At 43.8% G+C, this 17,837-nt stretch carries 17 protein-coding genes; 12 read left to right on the plus strand and 5 right to left on the minus strand.

Features of this window, described 5'->3' with window-relative positions; translation table 11 throughout:
• The first annotated feature begins 100 nt into the window (after positions 1 to 100).
• The 4 genes from C5Z25_RS08450 (at position 101) to glmU (ending at position 4,097) form a co-directional block, all read left to right on the plus strand.
• Positions 101 to 793 (plus strand): metal ABC transporter ATP-binding protein, encoded by a 693-nt coding sequence (locus C5Z25_RS08450; RefSeq protein ID WP_105449760.1) that lies wholly within the window; start codon positions 101 to 103, stop codon positions 791 to 793.
• Positions 786 to 1,583, plus strand: coding sequence for a metal ABC transporter permease (locus C5Z25_RS08455; protein ID WP_105449761.1), 798 nt, complete (start codon positions 786 to 788; stop codon positions 1,581 to 1,583). The genes C5Z25_RS08450 and C5Z25_RS08455 overlap by 8 nt, the downstream gene beginning before the upstream one ends.
• 227 nt (positions 1,584 to 1,810) lie before the next feature.
• A complete protein-coding gene (gene purR / locus C5Z25_RS08460; RefSeq protein ID WP_105452240.1) occupies positions 1,811 to 2,647 on the plus strand; it encodes a pur operon repressor in 837 nt (278 codons plus the stop codon).
• Positions 2,648 to 2,714: 67 nt separating this feature from the next.
• The gene (gene glmU / locus C5Z25_RS08465) at positions 2,715 to 4,097 is read left to right on the plus strand and encodes a bifunctional UDP-N-acetylglucosamine diphosphorylase/glucosamine-1-phosphate N-acetyltransferase GlmU (RefSeq protein WP_105452241.1); all 1,383 of its coding nucleotides are present in this window, start codon (positions 2,715 to 2,717) and stop codon (positions 4,095 to 4,097) included.
• A 159-nt stretch (positions 4,098 to 4,256) separates the two neighbouring features.
• Here glmU and C5Z25_RS08470 read toward each other — a convergent pair whose 3' ends face one another.
• On the minus strand, positions 4,257 to 4,499 hold the full coding sequence (locus C5Z25_RS08470) for a hypothetical protein (protein WP_158682932.1): 243 nt from the start codon (positions 4,497 to 4,499) through the stop codon (positions 4,257 to 4,259).
• A 108-nt stretch (positions 4,500 to 4,607) separates the two neighbouring features.
• Positions 4,608 to 5,156: a helix-turn-helix domain-containing protein gene (locus tag C5Z25_RS08475; RefSeq protein WP_105452243.1), complete on the minus strand. Its 549-nt coding sequence runs from the start codon at positions 5,154 to 5,156 to the stop codon at positions 4,608 to 4,610.
• Positions 5,157 to 5,331: 175 nt separating this feature from the next.
• On the opposite strand from C5Z25_RS08475, the gene C5Z25_RS08480 reads away from it, so the two are divergent.
• The 4 genes from C5Z25_RS08480 (at position 5,332) to C5Z25_RS08495 (ending at position 10,043) form a co-directional block, all read left to right on the plus strand.
• Positions 5,332 to 6,474 carry an MFS transporter gene (locus C5Z25_RS08480; RefSeq protein ID WP_234002733.1) on the plus strand — a complete coding sequence of 381 codons (1,143 nt, stop codon included), beginning with the start codon at positions 5,332 to 5,334 and terminating at the stop codon, positions 6,472 to 6,474.
• Positions 6,475 to 6,825: 351 nt separating this feature from the next.
• Positions 6,826 to 7,806, plus strand: coding sequence for a ribose-phosphate diphosphokinase (locus tag C5Z25_RS08485; RefSeq protein WP_105449766.1), 981 nt, complete (start codon positions 6,826 to 6,828; stop codon positions 7,804 to 7,806).
• Between the two features lie 132 nt (positions 7,807 to 7,938).
• The gene (locus C5Z25_RS08490; protein WP_105452245.1) at positions 7,939 to 8,961 is read left to right on the plus strand and encodes a YdcF family protein; all 1,023 of its coding nucleotides are present in this window, start codon (positions 7,939 to 7,941) and stop codon (positions 8,959 to 8,961) included.
• Between the two features lie 83 nt (positions 8,962 to 9,044).
• Positions 9,045 to 10,043, plus strand: coding sequence for a hypothetical protein (locus C5Z25_RS08495; RefSeq protein ID WP_234002734.1), 999 nt, complete (start codon positions 9,045 to 9,047; stop codon positions 10,041 to 10,043).
• A gap of 52 nt (positions 10,044 to 10,095) precedes the next feature.
• Here the strand turns inward: C5Z25_RS08495 and yidA are convergent, their stop codons facing one another.
• From yidA to C5Z25_RS08510, 3 genes are read right to left on the minus strand one after another with little or no spacing between them, the layout of a single operon-like run.
• Entirely contained in the window at positions 10,096 to 10,908 is an 813-nt protein-coding gene (yidA, locus tag C5Z25_RS08500) for a sugar-phosphatase (protein WP_105452247.1), read from the minus strand.
• Positions 10,909 to 10,940: 32 nt separating this feature from the next.
• Positions 10,941 to 12,287 carry an HD domain-containing protein gene (locus C5Z25_RS08505; protein WP_105452248.1) on the minus strand — a complete coding sequence of 449 codons (1,347 nt, stop codon included), beginning with the start codon at positions 12,285 to 12,287 and terminating at the stop codon, positions 10,941 to 10,943.
• Positions 12,288 to 12,310: 23 nt separating this feature from the next.
• Positions 12,311 to 13,114 carry a lipoate--protein ligase family protein gene (locus C5Z25_RS08510; protein ID WP_105452249.1) on the minus strand — a complete coding sequence of 268 codons (804 nt, stop codon included), beginning with the start codon at positions 13,112 to 13,114 and terminating at the stop codon, positions 12,311 to 12,313.
• A 316-nt stretch (positions 13,115 to 13,430) separates the two neighbouring features.
• On the opposite strand from C5Z25_RS08510, the gene C5Z25_RS08515 reads away from it, so the two are divergent.
• From C5Z25_RS08515 to murA, 4 genes are all read left to right on the plus strand, one after another.
• Positions 13,431 to 13,868 carry a YwiB family protein gene (locus C5Z25_RS08515; RefSeq protein WP_105452250.1) on the plus strand — a complete coding sequence of 146 codons (438 nt, stop codon included), beginning with the start codon at positions 13,431 to 13,433 and terminating at the stop codon, positions 13,866 to 13,868.
• A 44-nt stretch (positions 13,869 to 13,912) separates the two neighbouring features.
• Entirely contained in the window at positions 13,913 to 14,533 is a 621-nt protein-coding gene (gene rpoE, locus C5Z25_RS08520) for a DNA-directed RNA polymerase subunit delta (protein WP_105452251.1), read from the plus strand.
• Between the two features lie 174 nt (positions 14,534 to 14,707).
• Positions 14,708 to 16,318, plus strand: coding sequence for a CTP synthase (gene pyrG / locus C5Z25_RS08525; protein ID WP_105452252.1), 1,611 nt, complete (start codon positions 14,708 to 14,710; stop codon positions 16,316 to 16,318).
• Positions 16,319 to 16,536: 218 nt separating this feature from the next.
• The gene (gene murA / locus C5Z25_RS08530; RefSeq protein WP_105452253.1) at positions 16,537 to 17,817 is read left to right on the plus strand and encodes a UDP-N-acetylglucosamine 1-carboxyvinyltransferase; all 1,281 of its coding nucleotides are present in this window, start codon (positions 16,537 to 16,539) and stop codon (positions 17,815 to 17,817) included.
• Positions 17,818 to 17,837: the final 20 nt, after the last annotated feature.

Genomic DNA, 17,837 nt, shown 5'->3' on the forward strand with positions numbered 1-17,837 from the left:
TTTTGGAGTGGAATTGACCTGTTGACAAATTGGCGGTTTCAGGTAAACTAAAATAGTAATCATTACTATTTACCTTATTTAGAGAGATGGGGGTTAGACTATGACGGAACCCTTAATAGCCGTCCAACATTTGGAAATTAGTTTTCCAAATAACCAGGTTTTTAAAGATTTAGATTTTAAGATTCAACGCGGTGATTTTTTGACTGTTATTGGTGAAAATGGCGTTGGTAAAACGACTTTAATTCGAGCCTTGTTAGGCATGTTGAAGCCTAGCGCGGGTCAGATTAAGTATTATCCCAATAAAGCCGCAATTAAAGTAGGTTATGTACCTCAATTTCGTAATTTGGATCAAGAATATCCGTTAACTATTGAAGATTTTGTGGGCTTGAATGTGCGGGGCTGGTTACCTTGGTTATCAAAGGCGGAACACCAACAAGTGCAGACTGCAATGGCGGTGACTAACGTCAAAAAAATCAAGCAACGCCAACTCGGGATGGCATCCGGTGGTGAAAAACAGAGGGCTTACTTAGCGCAAGCTATTGTTGAACAACCACAACTGCTGATTCTCGATGAGTCGACTGCGAGTTTAGATAACGAAATGAAATATGAATTATTAGATTTGGTTCAAAACTTGAATCAAACAAGTGATATTACCGTGGTATTTGTGACCCATGATTTTCCGTTAGCAAAGCAATATGCCAAGCATTATTTGGCGCTGAAGCCAGGGTATCAACAGTTTGGCTCGATTGACGAGATGTCGGTGGCCCAACTAAAGGAGGTCACAAATGTTTAGTTTAGCTTTTATGCGGAACGCCTATTTTGCTGGGACGTTTATTGCAATTATTTGTGGCACTATCGGCGTCTTTGTGATTGCCCGTAATTTGTCATTTTTGACGCATACCTTATCTGAAATTGGATTCGCCGGTGCCGCTTTTGGGATTTTTATGGGCTGGACGGCGTTGACTGGGATGCTGATTTTTACGGTCATTAGTTCGGTGATTGTCGGTCAGATGAGTGTAAAGCAGTCACGACGTGAAGCCTCGATTTCGGCTATTTCGGCATTGTTTATTGGACTAGGAATTTTGTTTTTATCGCTGTCAAATCAAACGTCGAGTTACGCCACCAGTATTTTATTTGGTAGTGTAATTGGGATTGCCCAAGCGGATGTCATCCGGGTAGCCGTATTGTCAGGATTGGTTATTCTAGTGATGTTGGGGTTATATCGTCCCTTAAAATTCGATTCTTTCGATGCGATTGGCGCTAAAGTCAGTGGCCTGTGGACGACGGCAATTTCAGTGGTTTTCCTCGTTTTAGTAGCCATGAGTGTTAGTGTGGCCGCCCAGATTGTTGGGTCCTTGTTAATTTTCATTCTGTTAACATTACCGGCAGCTGCGGCACGTTACTTTGTGCATACTGTCAGCAAAATGATTGGGTTATCAATTGTTTTTGCACTGATTGGGGTCTGGCTGGGCCTGTATCTGAGTTACGTGACGAATCTACCGGTCAGTTTCTTTATTGCTTCAATCGAGTGTCTTTTTTATTTTTCGGCTTTAGGTTACCAACGATTACGGGTTGGCAGTTAACTTGGGTCGTCTAGACGTGCACCGACGGCTAAGCCGTTAGTACGCGTCTTTTTTTGATTGTTCTCAATTTAACCAAAAATTTAGATGTTTAATCACTATTTAACGAATGATATTAAGAAATTCCGATTGTTTTCTAAAAAGATAGCAAAAGATTACCTAATTTCCGAACGTTTGTGTTATCATTTTGCATAGACTTTAAAAAAGATGATTTAGGTTGAGGTGGAAACATGAAAGTACGTAGAAGCGAACGTTTAATTGATATGACGCGCTATTTGTTGGAACGACCCCATACATTGGTCTCGTTAACTTATTTTGCGGCGCGTTACGAATCGGCGAAATCTTCCATTAGTGAAGACTTAACGATTTTGAAACGCACCTTCCAGATGCGCGGTACCGGGATTCTAGAAACGATTCCAGGCGCTGCGGGAGGCGCTCGCTTTATTCCTTATATCTTAAAAGAAGAAGCCCAAACATTTATTGATAAAATGACGGACTTAGTTGCTGACAAGGATCGGGTTTTACCCGGCGGCTATATTTACTTATCCGATATTTTGGGGCAACCAGAAATTTTGCGGCAAGTGGGTCGAGTGATTGCAACGCAATACTTGAATCAAAAAATTGACGCAGTGATGACGGTAGCTACCAAGGGAATTCCAATTGCCCAGAGTGTGGCAACGTATTTGAACGTGCCATTTGTGATTGTCCGTAACGATTCTAAAATTACCGAAGGTTCTACGGTTAGCGTGAACTATGTTTCCGGTTCTTCTGAACGCATTAAAAAAATGGAATTATCGAAGCGTAGTCTAACCGAAGGCGCCAATGTTTTAATTGTGGATGACTTTATGAAAGGTGGCGGCACGATTAACGGGATGAAGACGTTAATTGAAGAATTTGATGCTAATTTGATTGGCATTACCGTCTTTGCCGAAGCGGCCTTTACGGGTAATCGGTTGATTGATGACTATACGTCATTGTTACAGGTCACTAATGTTAATGATAATGAAAAAGCAATCAAAGTCATTCCTGGTAACTATTTAGAGAAGGTTTTTGGAGCGGAGGTCTAAAGGCCATGTTTTTGAACCTATTCTTTGGTATGATTAAGTGAATTGAAGACTAAGGAGAAATTTTGTTATGACAACCAAAAATGCTATCATCATGGCCGCTGGTAAAGGGACCCGGATGAAATCCAAGTTAGTCAAAGTGCTCCACCAAGTTTGTGGTAAGGCGATGGTTGACCACGTGTTGACCCAAGTTGAAGCCACTTCGATGAATAAGATTGTGACCATTGTGGGTCATGGTGCTAAGGACGTGGAGTCGGCTTTAGGTGACCGGACCTATTATGCGGAGCAAACGTCCCAATTAGGGACCGGTCATGCTGTCTTACAAGCTGAAGATTTATTACGCGATGCTGACGGGATGACTTTGATTGTGAGTGGGGATACCCCGTTATTCCGCGCTGAAACTTTCCAAGAGTTGTTTGAATACCACCAGGCAAAGAAGGCCGCTGGGACCGTGTTGACTTCAGAAGCCCCTGATCCACAAGGGTATGGACGCGTTGTTCGGAATCATTTAGGCATTGTTGAAAAAATTGTTGAACAAAAAGATGCGACTAAAGCTGAGCAAGCGATTCATGAAATCAATACCGGCGTTTACTGTTTTGATAATCAGAAATTATTTGCGGCGTTACATCAAGTGACCAATGATAATGCGCAAGGTGAATATTATTTAACTGATGTGATTCAGATTATGAAGGCGCAAGGCGATATTGTTGCCGCTTACCGGATGAGTGATTTTGATGAATCCATGGGTGTTAATACGCGAGCAGCATTAGCCCAAGCCACGAAGGTTATGCAAGAACGAATTAATACAGCGCATATGGCTAATGGGGTGTCAATCATTGATCCCGCAGCGACGTATATTGATGCTGGTGTTAAGATTGGAGCCGATACGGTTGTGGAACCTGGGGTCTTAATTAAAGGTCAGACGACGATTGGTTCAGATTGTTTTATTGGCGCACATTCAGAAATTCATGATATGACGATTGAAGACCGGGTGACCGTTACGTCGTCATTCTTAGAAGATTCCATCATGCATGCGGATAGCAATATTGGGCCTTATAGTCATTTACGACCACAAGCTGAGATTGGGGAACATGTCCACTTAGGTAACTTTGTGGAAGTGAAGAAAGCCCAAATCGGCGCGCGGACAAAGGTAGGTCACTTAACTTATGTTGGTGATGCGACTTTAGGTCAGGATATTAACGTTGGCTGTGGTGTGGTCTTTATCAATTATGATGGCGTTAATAAACATCATACTAACGTTGGTGATGCAGCTTTCATCGGTAGCAATTCCAATGTTATTGCACCAGTTGAAGTTGCCGATCATTCCTTTATCGCGGCTGGTTCGACGATTACGGACGATGTTAATTTCCACGACATGGCGATTGCACGTGCCCGTCAAACCAATAAACCAGACTATTGGAAAAAATTACCACATGAACCAGAAAATAATTAGACCGTAATTAAAAATAAATCAGGGGCATAATGCTGATTTAAACGAAAAGTTGCTAGGAAAGACTCGTTTTTGAGTCTTTCCTAGCAACTTTTGTTTTACAGGCCGGTTAAGTCAAAATAATTAAGCTGTTAATCATCGCAACAAAACCAAGGCAATCATTTAATTCAGCTTGCCTTTTCGGTAGGCTTGGGCTTCCAGCTGGCGTACTTGAATAATTGTCCGTAAATTCGTATCAATAATCGGCCGATGTAGTCGTTCGACTGCCATGAGTTTTTTGAGCGTTGTTTGACCAGTAGTTGCGTCGCCAAAATAAAGAGCCCAGATGGCTAACCAAAATTGACGACCGATGCGGCCATCCCAATTTAAGCGGGTTGGATCGAGTGCTTGAAATTTAGTTGCCAAAGCACGGGCACAATCAAATTCGCGCCAGTTAAGGTAAGTTTGCAACACAGTCCCATAGTAGTCAATCAAGTCATTTAAAACGTGGAATGGATCACCAAATGTCGTTTGTTACCGGGAGCAATTTTGTTCCATTTTAAGGGTAAAGTCAGCTAGCGCTGCAATGCCGGCGTCACTTGCGACTAAGGCGGGGAGCAAGCTGACTAATTTTAATTCTTGTACCGTCCAAGTCTTTGTTTGACGTAAGTGTTGATAGGCCGGTTGGACAGCGGCGGTGAGGGGCATCTGTCGATGATCAAAGGCAATCAAACGGATACTTGTATAGCTAGCAATCAGTCGTTCGTAAGTTTTGGGACTATGCTGATGGTCACGCACCCAATCAGTTAGAAAAGTAAAGTTTTGGTCACGATAGGCCTGAGTAGTGATTAGCAAGGCTCGGTCAAGTGGTGAAGACTGATAGTGTTGCGCAATAAACCGGTATTCGTCAACTGAGACACCTAGATTATCTAGGATGGCGAAGAGTTTCGTCGCTGCGATATCATGCTGTCCATGCTCGAAGCGGGTTGCAAAGGATCGCGAGACGATGCCAGTATAGATTTCTTTTTGAGAAAAGCCCTTATCTAAACGAATTTGTTTGACTGTTAGACCGAGAGTTTTCATTGTAACCTCCTTAATGTGGCCTATATGCCACCTAATTAATCGTTGTAACACGACTATGGCACGTAAACTAAGGTTTAGTCAATTAGGGAGGTCTTGAAAATTGCACACAATACTGAGAAATCGAACCGTCCAAACGCTAGTTAGCGCCAACCTTTTTTCAACGTTGGGGGTCAGTTTGTTTAATATTATTTTGTTAACCTATGCCAAGAGTTTTACGCAGCCCAAATTATTGGTTTCAGTCGTGTCAGTGGCAACCGTTTTACCAAGTGTTTTTGGTGTTCTGGTTGGTCGAGCGGCGGATCAGACTAAGCGGAAGCCACGGTTGATGATTCAGACCAAATTAGTGCAAGCGGCCTTGTATTTAGTGTTAGCCCAAGTGATTAATCAGCATGTCGTTTGGGTTTTTTACGTGGTCGTTGCCATTAATATGAGTTCTGATACGATTGGTAATTACGGTAGTAGTTTGTTTACCCTAGTGTTGCAGGGCCGCATCGTTACTAGCAATCGACAACAGGCGTTGGGTCTGAATCAGAGTGTCAGTACATTGGTTCAGCCAGTTGGGCAAGCGTGCGGGGTTGCCGTAATGGCGGCAACACATAACTATGCACTCGCAGGCGACTTGAATGCCATTGCCTTTTTACTGTCGGCGGTCTGCTTGCAACTTGGTCACGCAACGCTAAAAATGCCAGCGACTAGCCAATTATCAGTACCACGCTCCCAGCAGCATGTGTGGCCGGCTTTGCAACCAGTATTACGTGACGTGATGCAACTATCGGCGGTTAGTGGATTAGGGCTTGTGATGGGGTGCAATCTGTTGGCCAACGGCTTAACCGCAACGTTGAATTTATTCTTTATTAATCGAGCTGATCAGTTACCAGTCAGCTATAGTGTTGCTATTCTATTAGTGAATTTTGGCTTTGTTGGTGGAACGGTAGTTGGTGGTCTGACAAAACAAACTTGGGTAGATCGACTCAGTATACGGCAGCTCATCATCAGCATTGCTGGCTGTTTGGCGAGTGAGTTTCTCGTGCTACTGGTATATCCACATTTGTGGGCGATTTTGCTAGCCACCTTTAGCTTGGCCTGTTTGACTGGTAAATTGGATCCTAAGTTTTTTGCTTTAATTATGGTCAAAGCCGATCCGCAGCAACTAGGCGCAATTTTTGGTTTGATTAGTACGGTCGTCATGTTGGCAACGCCAATCGGCAGCTTGGGATTTGTTTTAAGCTATAATATCGGGGGCGCAACGGCGACTTTTGCGGTCGGGCTGATTCTAGCATTAGTAACACTGGGGTGGCTTCAGTTGGCAAAATTGTGACTTGCATGGAAGCTAACCTGAAGTTGCCGTTTTATCAGCGTTGAACAGGATGATCGAAGTAGCGGCATTAAAAACAAAGATGTTAGCGCAAAAGTCATCAGAGTATCCAGCCAAAGATGAATCGAAATTTGTGATAACGGTTTCGTTTTGTTTGGGTTAAGTCGGTATACTCGTAAAATCCGAACGAATTTCACCTCACGAAACTTTAATATTAAAGTAACAACGGCGCTGAAAACCCGAAATAGCCACTGCTAGCCCAGTCTAATGCAATTTATAACGGTTAGGGGGGCTTGCTTTTCGGCCCCAAAATGCATATTATTTATATGTAATAAGTTTTGAATGGAGGAAATTATGTCAGAACAGTATTTTGATCCAAAGTTGAAGATTTTTGCTTTGAATTCAAATAAACCATTGGCAGAAAAAATTGCTGAAGCCGTTGGTGTTAAGTTAGGTAAGACATCCGTCGATCGGTTTAGCGATGGCGAAATTCGTATTAACATTGAGGAAAGTATTCGTGGTGACCAAGTTTACATCATCCAATCGACCTCAGCACCAGTTAATGATAACCTAATGGAATTATTGATTATGATTGATGCGTTACGGCGAGCTAGTGCTAAGACCATCAACGTGGTCATCCCTTATTATGGGTATGCACGCCAAGACCGCAAAGCGCGTTCGCGGGAACCAATCACTGCCAAGCTAGTTGCTAACATGCTGGAAACAGCTGGCGCAACCCGGATTTTGGCACTTGATTTACATGCTGCTCAAATTCAAGGATTTTTTGATATCCCATTGGATCATTTAATGGGAGCGCCGCTGTTGGCTGACTATTTCTTAACGCATCACTTAGCTGAAAATGCCGTTGTGGTTTCACCAGATCATGGTGGGGTGACGCGGGCTCGGAAGTTAGCTGAATTCTTGAAGGCCCCAATTGCCATTATTGACAAACGTCGACCACGGGCTAACGTTGCAGAAGTTATGAACATTATCGGTGATGTGAAGGGCAAACGGGCCATCATGATTGATGATATGATTGATACTGCTGGGACGATTACTTTGGGGGCGCAAGCCTTGATGGATGCTGGTGCTACGGATGTTTATGCCAGTTGTACGCATCCAGTACTTTCAGGTCCAGCGATTGAACGGATTGAAAAGTCACCTATCAAAAAATTGATTGTGACGGATTCGATTGCTTTACCAGCTGAAAAGCAGATTGATAAGATTGTTCAAGTTTCCGTTGGACAATTGATGGGTCAAGCCATTAAGTTCATTCATGAAAACAAACCAGTTAGTCCATTGTTCAAAAATCGGTTCCATAACGAAGAAAACTAGACTAATTTTTAATGACAAAGTGTTTGGGCAATTACCCAAACACTTTTTTTGGTGCTAAATTAAGTTAAAATCTGCAATTAGGGTTGTTTTTAGCTACAATGGAAGTATTGGACTAAAGGGAGGTGGGGTGACATGAATTGGTTTTATTGGGGCAGTTTAGCGTTGGTCATTGCGATTACGCTACAATTGACGGATCGGCGGCGCTGGTTAACGGGGTATTTTGTGAGTGCCGCGATTATTGGATTGACCCTAGCAGCTTATCGGACGGTTAGCAATCAAGCTAGTCCCCTTTGGCAATTTATTATTGTGGGGCTAAAGCTAGTGGGTTATCTGGTGTTACCAATCCTCGTATTGGTCGTGGCCCTAAGCTTTATTCGGTATAGTTATCGCTTAATTCGCAAAGAGGGCTGGCACTTACATTATAGTTTGTTAGCAATCGTTGGTGTTTTATTGGTTGCCATGCTTGGGTTATTGGCATTAAATGGCTTGTGCTGGCAGCAACGATGGCTCTGGGAATTATTAGGGCTAGCGTTAGTGTTAACCGCCTATTTTGCGGCTGGATTTTTGGCCTATTTAGTCGCGGGTGTGACGACTCGGTTAGGTCGGCGCGGGCCGGTCGATGCAATTATTGTGTTAGGTGCTGGCTTAATGCCGGATGGTCGACCAACGCGCACGTTAAGTTATCGATTGAAAGCGGCGGCTAAATTTTATCGTGGGCAACGTGCGCAATATCATCAACCAATTAAGTTAATTGTTTCGGGTGGTCAAGGTCCAGATGAAATCATGGCTGAAAGTACGGCTATGCGTCAATATTTAGTGGCGCTAGGGATACCAGTTGATGTGATTCAAGAAGAAAATCAATCGACTTCGACGCTTGAAAATCTAAAATTTTCGCACACTTGGTTGGTCAAACGCCAGCCCTTTTATCGGGCAGTCGTGGTGACCAGCGATTACCATGTGCTTCGTGCTAATATTTTAGCACGCCGGTTACGTTTGAATATAGTTAGCCGAGGATCGCGGACACCGTGGTATTATGTTCCCTTTGCGATGTTTCGTGAGTATTTGGCCTTGATTGTGTTATATCATTGGGCTAACTTGGTTGCGGTTATTGGATTGATTCTGATTTACGGGGCCTGGTTAGTAAAGTTAATTTAGGTTAGCGCGGTGGTTTTGAGAAAATAGGTGGCATTGTTAACGTTAATGTTATAATGGACGAAGTTAAAAGGGAGGGATTTGCCGTGGATCTTACACATCGACCACGTTTGGGGCTGATGGTGATCATCTTATTTGGGCTTTTCACTTTGTCGGGTTGTGCGCCAATTTCGCGGAGTGCAACGAATCGTTCAACTACTGCTGGAACGACCACGCACAGTAACGCAACGGTTTTGACCAAGGCGAATCAACAAATTTCGCACCAAAAAATTGCAGCGGCGCTACAAACATTGGCGGCCGCTAAGACGTCAAATGCAACGATTGATAATTTGACGACGGGTTTAAAGCATTATCAAAAAGCGGCGGATGCTTTAAGTGATAATGAATTGAGCTTAGCCAAGGGCTATTTTGAGACGTTGACTGCTTATCAAGGCACCACTGATGCCACTTTTATTAAAGCGCGCGCTGAACTGGTTCATCAGTATCAGCAAGTTAAGTTAGCGAACAGCTATTATAATGCGGCCCGTGATGAGCTAAGTGTGCATGCGCTAGCTCGTTCGAAAACGGCGATTGATAAGTTAGACCAAATTGATCCTGTTCACCCAGTTATCAAACAATTACAGAAAAAAGCACTGGCAATGAAGCAAGCCATTATGAACTATGAAGCGTCGCAATCAACCAGTTCAGGGCAAGCAAGTTCGGCAGTCGCTAGTACAAGTACCACTAGCAGCAGTCAGACTGCTACCACGAGTACAACCAGTTCAAGTAGTATTGCTGAGAGCAGTACGAGTAGTAGTACTGCTAGTACAAGTAGTGAGACGGCGACGAGCCAAGCTAACGAAGCGACCAGTAGCATGAGCAGTAGTGCGGTCTCTGATCAGGCTATTTTGAGTGAATTTAAGGCGGCGGCAACGGTCACGTTTTCCAAGTCAGACCAGTTCAATGTGCTTGCTAGGACGAGTCATTATTATCAGATTGAAGTCATTCATGCAACTGATACCGTGGCGACAAGTACGACCGACATTTATCGGTATTACCCAACGAGTGGGCAAGTTGAGCAACAAGCTAACCATGATTCAGAATAAGTTAAACACAAAAACGAGCCTGATTTTTCAGGCTCGTTTTTGTGATTTGCGGTTATTTAGCGAGGGCCCAAGTATTAATGGCGTGGGCGACGCCGTCTTGAACGTTGGTTTTAGTTTCGTATTTAGCGAGCGCCTTTGCTTGGGGAATTGCATTGCCCATTGCAACGCTGTTCGTTGCATACTTAAGCATGCTGAGATCATTGCCTTGATCACCGATGGCCATCACTTCATCCGCCGTGAAGCCTAATCGTTCAGCGAGTACTTGTAAGGTCCGACCTTTACTAGCTTCAGGATTCATCAATTCTAAAAAGTAAGCTTCTGATTGGACCAGGTAATAACGGTCATAAATTTCAGCTGGAATCTTTTTAATGGCCGCTGTTAGAATCTGGGGGTCATCAATGAACATACATTTTACAATCGGCAAATCAGACCGCATCTGTTCGGCAGTCCGGTAACGGACTGGCATATTAACTAAGAAGCTTTCGCCGACTGTATAAGGACTGATGTTAGCATTGGCGGTATAGATGTGGTCTTCACTTTCGACGTGACAATGAACGCCAATCTTCCGACTCAACGCTTCGATATCAATATAATCATTGTGCGACAGCGTCAAACTGGTAATGATGCGGCCTTCCACGGTTTGAGCCATGGCCCCATTGAAGGTTACGACGTATTCGTCATCTCCGGTAATGGCTAATTGTTTCAGAAAAGGGGTGACGCCGCTTAAGGGACGGCCGGTGCAGAGTACTACTTTGATTCCTTGAGCCCGGGCTGCTTGCACGGCCTGAATGGTTGCTGGATTGAGTTCACTGTGTTCGTTTAGTAGGGTGCCATCCATATCGATGGCAATGAGCTTAACTGACATTAGACTAATTCCTCCATGTAAAATAATAACTGCTAAATAATTAACCGATCATTTTGAATATGTTGCTGAAAAGCTTGATAGATTGGATCAAATAAGTCAACCTCAGCTGTCCGACTCAACATTTCTTTGGGAAAGAAGAAGCGCCGATCGCCAGAGACTTTCCCAGTAATCGCCCGGACGAGATCGCTGACTGTTGAGAGTTCAACTAAGCTGCCGTCTTCTTGCATTAATTCAATCTGTGTCCGCGGCTTTTTCATCTTAGGGTCATAAGCATCATAGGGTAAGTCATAACTATCATTAGTATCAGTGTAATAATGACTATTAAACCCTGCTCGTTCGATTAAAGTTTGTAGTTTTGGGACGAGCGATTGGGTCTGTACATCAATCCGGGCAGATTTTAATGGCCGGCGATCTAAAAAGCGCATGGCTAAATCGGCTAAAATTGGATCCTGACTATCACGCCAGTGGGTAAAGTAAGTATTTAAAACGCCATCGTCTAAGCGCAAATAGTCTTGTAACGTAAAGTTGTGGTTAAAAAAGGGTAATAGCATATAAGGGGTAGCTTCAGCATCGGTCGCATGACTTTGATAAAGTTCATTGGCACGTTCCAATAAGTGGTCTAAAATGACCTCCATCGAACGTGAGACCGGATGGAAGTACACTTGCATGTACATTTGAAAGCGACTAACAATATAATCCTCAACCGCATGCATGCCTTCCATTGCGAATGTAATGCCGCCTTGATAGGGGTGCATCACCCGTAAAATACGAGTTAAATCAAAATTACCGTAATTAGTACCGGTGAAATAAGAATCCCGTAATAAATAATCCATGCGGTCAGCATCAATTTGACTGGAAATCATTTGGACGACTTGTGGATTTGGGTAAGTTTTTTGAATAACTGCAGCAACCTGACTTGGGAATTCTGGGGCCACTTGCCGTAACACTTGATTCACTTCAGTTTCCGGCGACGTCAAGATTTTGACGGTCAGGGCTTCGTGGTCGGTATGGAAAATATGTTCAAAAGTATGCGAGTATGCGCCATGGCCGATGTCATGGAGTAAAGCGGCACACAATGTGACGAGGCGTTCACGGTCATCCCAACCGCCATCACCAGGGATCTTGGTTGGGTAATTGCGTTCAAAGTTATCACAGATACGTCGACTAACTTCATAAACGCCCAAACAATGGCCAAAGCGTGAATGCTCAGCGCCATGAAAAGTTAATGATGTGGTGCCTAATTGCTTGATGCGACGCAACCGCTGAAATTCAGATGTGTTAATAAGGTCTAGAATCACTTGATGCTGAATATAAACGTAGTCATGGACAGGGTCGCGAAAGACCTTTTCCATGGGCAATAATTGATTACGATATGACAACTAAATGCCTCCGTTCACTAATTTTATTTAAGGCGCTCTTGACGGCGTCGCATTTGCTGATAGGCGTGGGTTAAGTGTGCTTGAAACTCAGGCTCAGCGATTAACCGTGGTAATTTTTGCCGGTCAACGACGCCGTGTTGTCCGAGGACAGTATCGAAGCGCTGAATGACCGTTTGGACTGTTAATGGCCGGTGTAATTGATCGGCCATGGTCGTCATGACTTGCGGGTCCACCTGAGGAAAGCGATCGTCCAACTGACCCGCTAAACTTGTTTGATAGAATTGTTGGACGAGCTGACCCCGCTGGGCTTGATTGCCATTCACACTAAGATAGAGCATGATGACTAATGCGGAAGCCGTTCGGCGTTGTGACATACCGGCAATTTTTTGACCTGCAATACTTAAATCATAAGCACCCGGACAATAAGAGTGTGTGATTTCGCCGGCTTGAATTGGCCAGGCTGGCCAAACGGCTTGCACATAACTCGTCATGAGCTGATAAGCTGCTTCAATGGAATAGTCGGCCCGTTGTGCTGGTAAAAAGAGTGACACATTCAGCACGCCGGGGTCGGCGACAACAGCTAAACCACCCGAGTTACGCAACAGTGTCCGATAGCCGGCAGCGTTAAGGGTCGTGAGACCGGTCTTTAAAGCGGGCAGTTGTTGATCAAGCAAACCTAGGATGACTGTTTGGGGCAGCTGCCAATAATGAACCAGTGGTTGCTGAATTTCAGCAGTTAACCATAATAAAGCATTCGTATAAGCAAAGCTGTCCACGATTTCGTCAGGCTGGTAAAATTGTGTTAAAGTTGCAATAGTTGATTGCATGACGGTGTCATCCCCTCAAAATATCGGTTACAACGTTAATTATACTCGAAAAGTAAGCACCACGCAGGGCAATTACTGGATAGATTGATTTTTAGGCAATTTTAGTGGCATGGCTTATAATTAAACTAGCATGTCGTAACGGCGATTAGGCTCTAATTTGACTAGTGAGGTGTGGTTAATTAGCCGAATCCGAGGCTGGTTATTGCTGGTTTTGGTTTGAGCGTTTAGAATAGCATTTAAGTGACTTAATAAGGTTGGTTTCAAGTTTGGTTATTGACTGGTAACTTGAAACGGCTACTGATAAGGAGGAACAGTGATGGATGATTTAACAACGGGGGTCCCGGTGGCGATCCATCTGGAGACCCAAGCGATACAAGCAGGTGATACCGCCAATTATGCCCTGGATGTTGATGGTCAGTTAGTACAGATGGGGGACGCTTTTTATTTGCGGTACAAAGAAGTGAGCGATGATGCGGCGCCCGTCCCCGTAACCATCAAGCTGGTTTCCAATGGCGATGTGGTCTTAACGCGGAGTGCTGAAAATCGGTTGCGGCTCCATTTTTCCAATGGCAAACGGATTCAAGCCCGTTATCGGACGCCGATGGGTATTTTGCCGGTCGACACGGTGACACCGATGCTACGCGTCCGGTTGCGAGAACGCCCATTTTCAGGCGAAGTCAACGTTAACTATCAGTTATACGCAGGTGAACAACCGATTGGCGACTACAAGCTACGATTGCAATTTACAGCTTGATTTGGTATGATGAACTGTAAACTGTGGAAAGGACGTGCACCAGTTTGGAACTAAAACAATTTGATGGACAGAAAAAGTCCGAATTATCTTTAATCGAGGTTGGTCATGCGATTTTGTCGCAACATGGCGATGCCATGGGCTTTGCCGACTTAGCTAATGCGGTACAAACTTATTTGGGTAAAAGTGACGAAGAAATTCGGGAGCGTTTATCACAATTTTATACCGATTTAAACATCGATGGTAGTTTCATTTCGCTCGGTGACAATATGTGGGGCCTGCGTGCATGGTACCCATTTGAATCCATTGACGAAGCGGTTATCCATACCGACGACGATGAGGATGAAGATCGGCCTAAGCGTAAAAAGCGGAAGAAGGTTAATGCTTTCTTAGCAGACGCCGGGGACGATGACGACGTGATTGATTACGATGACGACGATCCTGAAGACGATGATAACTACGATGATGATGACGATCAGGCCGATGACGATGATGATTCGGCTAGCGCCAGCAAGTATGATGATTTATCAGGTGTCGATGATACCGATGATGATGATGCAGCTGACGAAACGTTGCCAGATGGTATTGAAGGGCAATTATCAGAGTTGAACGATGACGATGATGACGACGACTTCGATGATGATGACAGCGAAACCGAAAACAAGTAGACTATTTGCTGGGATTTAACTTGACGGATGTTGATTCTACTTGTATTATCTTATTTGGGCTCTCTGGTAGTCATACTAGAGACAAACGAACGAAATCAAGCTCCCTATTCACTGAATAGGGAGTTTTCTTTATTTATAATATCCCCACGAAATAAATCTTTAAGGAGTTATCACATGACCAAATATATTTTTGTAACTGGTGGCGTTGTGTCGTCAATTGGTAAAGGCATTGTCGCAGCATCATTAGGGAGATTACTGAAAAATCGGGGCTTAAAAGTCACCATTCAGAAGTTTGATCCATATATCAACGTTGATCCTGGTACGATGAGTCCTTACCAACATGGTGAAGTCTTTGTCACTGATGACGGGACGGAAACTGATTTGGACTTGGGACATTACGAACGGTTCATCGACATTAACTTGAACAAATATTCCAATGTAACGACCGGTAAGATTTATTCAGAAGTTCTACAAAAAGAACGACGGGGCGATTATTTAGGCGCCACGGTCCAAGTTATCCCACATATTACTAATGCAATTAAAGAAAAAATTATGCGGGCCGGCACGACAACTGATTCTGACATTGTCATCACTGAAATTGGTGGGACGGTTGGGGATATTGAATCTTTACCATTTATTGAAGCACTACGTCAAATGAAGAGTGACTTAGGGTCAGATAATGTGTTCTACATTCACACGACCTTAATTCCTTATTTGCGGGCTGCTGGTGAAATGAAGACTAAACCAACGCAACATTCTGTTAAAGAACTGCGGAGTTACGGGATTCAACCTAATATGTTGGTGGTGCGGACTGAACAATCAATTACGCGCGAAATGCGCAATAAGATTGCTTCATTTTGTGACGTTGAACCAGAAGCCGTAATTGAATCCTTAGATGTTAAGACGATCTATTCCATTCCATTAAATGTGCAAAAACAAAATATGGATCAGATTGTCTTAGATCATTTTGAAATGCAAGCACCTAAGGCTGATATGAGCGAATGGGAAGACCTTGAACGTCACGTACAGCACCTCTCACGGACAATTAAGATTGCTTTGGTTGGAAAGTACGTTGCGTTACAAGATGCCTATATCTCCGTTACAGAAGCATTAAAGCATGCTGGTTATACGGATGATGCCGAAATTGAACTAAATAAAATTTCCGCAGAAGATGTCACACCTGAAAATGTGCAAGCATTACTGGGCGATGCGGACGGTATCTTGGTTCCCGGTGGCTTTGGCGACCGTGGGATTGAAGGCAAGATTACGACAATTAAGTATGCGCGCGAAAATGATGTGCCATTCTTAGGGATTTGTTTAGGGATGCAAATGGCAAGTGTTGAATTTGCCCGCGACGTCTTAAACTTAAAGACTGCTAATTCAACGGAAATTGATCCAGACACGCCAGACAACATTATTGATTTGATGGCGGACCAAGAAGATGTTGAAGAAATGGGTGGCACCCAACGTTTGGGCGCTTATCCCTGCAAGTTGAAGCCGGGAACGGTTGCAGCTAAAGCTTATCATAATGAAGAAGTTGTCATGGAACGGCACCGTCATCGGTATGAATTCAACAATGAATACCGTGAAGCGATGGAAGCTAAAGGGATGGTCTTTTCTGGGACTTCGCCAGATAACCGCTTGGTAGAAGTGATTGAATTACCTAAGCAACGGTTCTTTGTTGCAAGTCAGTATCATCCAGAATTTTTATCACGTCCCAACCGGCCTGAAGGCTTATTTAAAGCGTTCATTGATGCTGCAAATGTGACGGGTACTGTTAAATAACGATTGAATAAATGAGTTTGGGGCAACCCAGACTTATTTTTTTGGCAAAAAAAGTTAAAATCAGTAATGAAAACGGTTAAATTTATTAAGTTTAAAATTTTATGCGCAAAAAAGATTACAGTTTCCTGATATTGGTTGTTTTTTTGCATGACATTCTTTATTATGGTTATTGATTGTATGATACAGTGTGACACTTATTTAGCGAGGAAAGTTATGTTATGAAAAAAATGATTATCCATGGCGGAAAACGACTTTCTGGGGAATTAACGATCGGTGGCGCAAAAAATAGTACCGTCGCACTGATTCCTGCTGCGATTTTAGCAGACACTCCGGTCCGATTTGATACGGTTCCGCACATCTTAGACGTACACAATTTAAAAATTATTCTGGAATCGATGAATGTCCATTCCACTTTTGAAAATGATGTTTTAACGATTGATCCAACGCATATTAATGAATCTGAATTACCAAGTCACGCAATTAAAAGCTTGCGGGCCTCTTATTATTTTATGGGCGCATTACTCGGGCGATTTAATCGAGCAACCGTCACATTCCCAGGTGGGGATAATATCGGTCCGCGTCCAATTGACCAGCACATCAAAGGGTTTAAGGCTCTGGGTGCCAACGTTGTCGAGAAAAATGATTCCGTTTTTATTTCGACGGGTACGGAAGGCTTACATGGTGCCCGTATCTTTTTAGACGTCGTCTCAGTTGGGGCAACGATTAACATTATCTTGGCCGCCGTCAAAGCACACGGGACGACGACTATTGAGAATGCTGCTAAAGAACCTGAAATTATTGATTTAGCTACGTTTTTGAATAACTTAGGGGCCAAAGTTCGCGGTGCCGGTACGGATGTTATCCGGATTGAAGGCGTGGACTCATTACGGTCACGCGCAACCCACACGATTATTCCCGATCGGATTGAGACTGGGACTTATTTGTCATTAGCTGCTGCTATGGGCGATGGCGTCTTATTAAAGAATGTGATTCCAGAACACATGGAGTCCTTCACGGCTAAAATGCTCGAAATGGGTGTTGATCTACAGATTAATGAAGATAGTATTTATGTACCTCGTGTTGGGGAATTAAGCCCAGTGCGGGTTAAGACGATGACCTATCCGGGCTTTGCCACGGATTTACAACAACCGATTACCCCACTTTTGTTGCGGGCTAACGGCAGTAGTGTCGTCATTGATACGATTTATCCACAACGGACGCAACACATTGCGCAACTAAGAAAAATGGGCGCTAATATTCACGTTCAAGATAACTTAATTGTGGTGGGCCATTCAGCTCATCTGCAAGGTGCGCACGTGGAAGCTGGCGAAATCCGTTCGGGTGCGGCCCTAATGATTGCTGGACTAATTGCCAATGGAACAACTGAAATTTCTCGCGCCGATAACATTTTACGTGGTTATGACCGAGTGGTTGAAAAGTTGCATACGTTAGGTGCAGATGTCGAAATTGCAACTGACGAACAAGTTCCTGAGGGCTAAAGCCGCTCATCATAAGCTGA

The sequence above is a fragment of the Lactobacillus sp. CBA3605 genome (genome assembly GCF_002970915.1).
GTDB lineage: Bacteria > Bacillota > Bacilli > Lactobacillales > Lactobacillaceae > Lactiplantibacillus.

Coding starts and splice junctions, on each gene's coding strand:
- C5Z25_RS08450 (WP_105449760.1), top strand. CDS start 101: ATGACGGAACCCTTAATAGCCGTCCAACATTTGGAAATTAGTTTTCCA.
- C5Z25_RS08455 (WP_105449761.1), top strand. CDS start 786: ATGTTTAGTTTAGCTTTTATGCGGAACGCCTATTTTGCTGGGACGTTT.
- purR (WP_105452240.1), top strand. CDS start 1,811: ATGAAAGTACGTAGAAGCGAACGTTTAATTGATATGACGCGCTATTTG.
- glmU (WP_105452241.1), top strand. CDS start 2,715: ATGACAACCAAAAATGCTATCATCATGGCCGCTGGTAAAGGGACCCGG.
- C5Z25_RS08475 (WP_105452243.1), bottom strand. CDS start 5,156: ATGAAAACTCTCGGTCTAACAGTCAAACAAATTCGTTTAGATAAGGGC.
- C5Z25_RS08485 (WP_105449766.1), top strand. CDS start 6,826: ATGTCAGAACAGTATTTTGATCCAAAGTTGAAGATTTTTGCTTTGAAT.
- C5Z25_RS08490 (WP_105452245.1), top strand. CDS start 7,939: ATGAATTGGTTTTATTGGGGCAGTTTAGCGTTGGTCATTGCGATTACG.
- yidA (WP_105452247.1), bottom strand. CDS start 10,908: ATGTCAGTTAAGCTCATTGCCATCGATATGGATGGCACCCTACTAAAC.
- C5Z25_RS08510 (WP_105452249.1), bottom strand. CDS start 13,114: ATGCAATCAACTATTGCAACTTTAACACAATTTTACCAGCCTGACGAA.
- C5Z25_RS08515 (WP_105452250.1), top strand. CDS start 13,431: ATGGATGATTTAACAACGGGGGTCCCGGTGGCGATCCATCTGGAGACC.
- pyrG (WP_105452252.1), top strand. CDS start 14,708: ATGACCAAATATATTTTTGTAACTGGTGGCGTTGTGTCGTCAATTGGT.
- murA (WP_105452253.1), top strand. CDS start 16,537: ATGAAAAAAATGATTATCCATGGCGGAAAACGACTTTCTGGGGAATTA.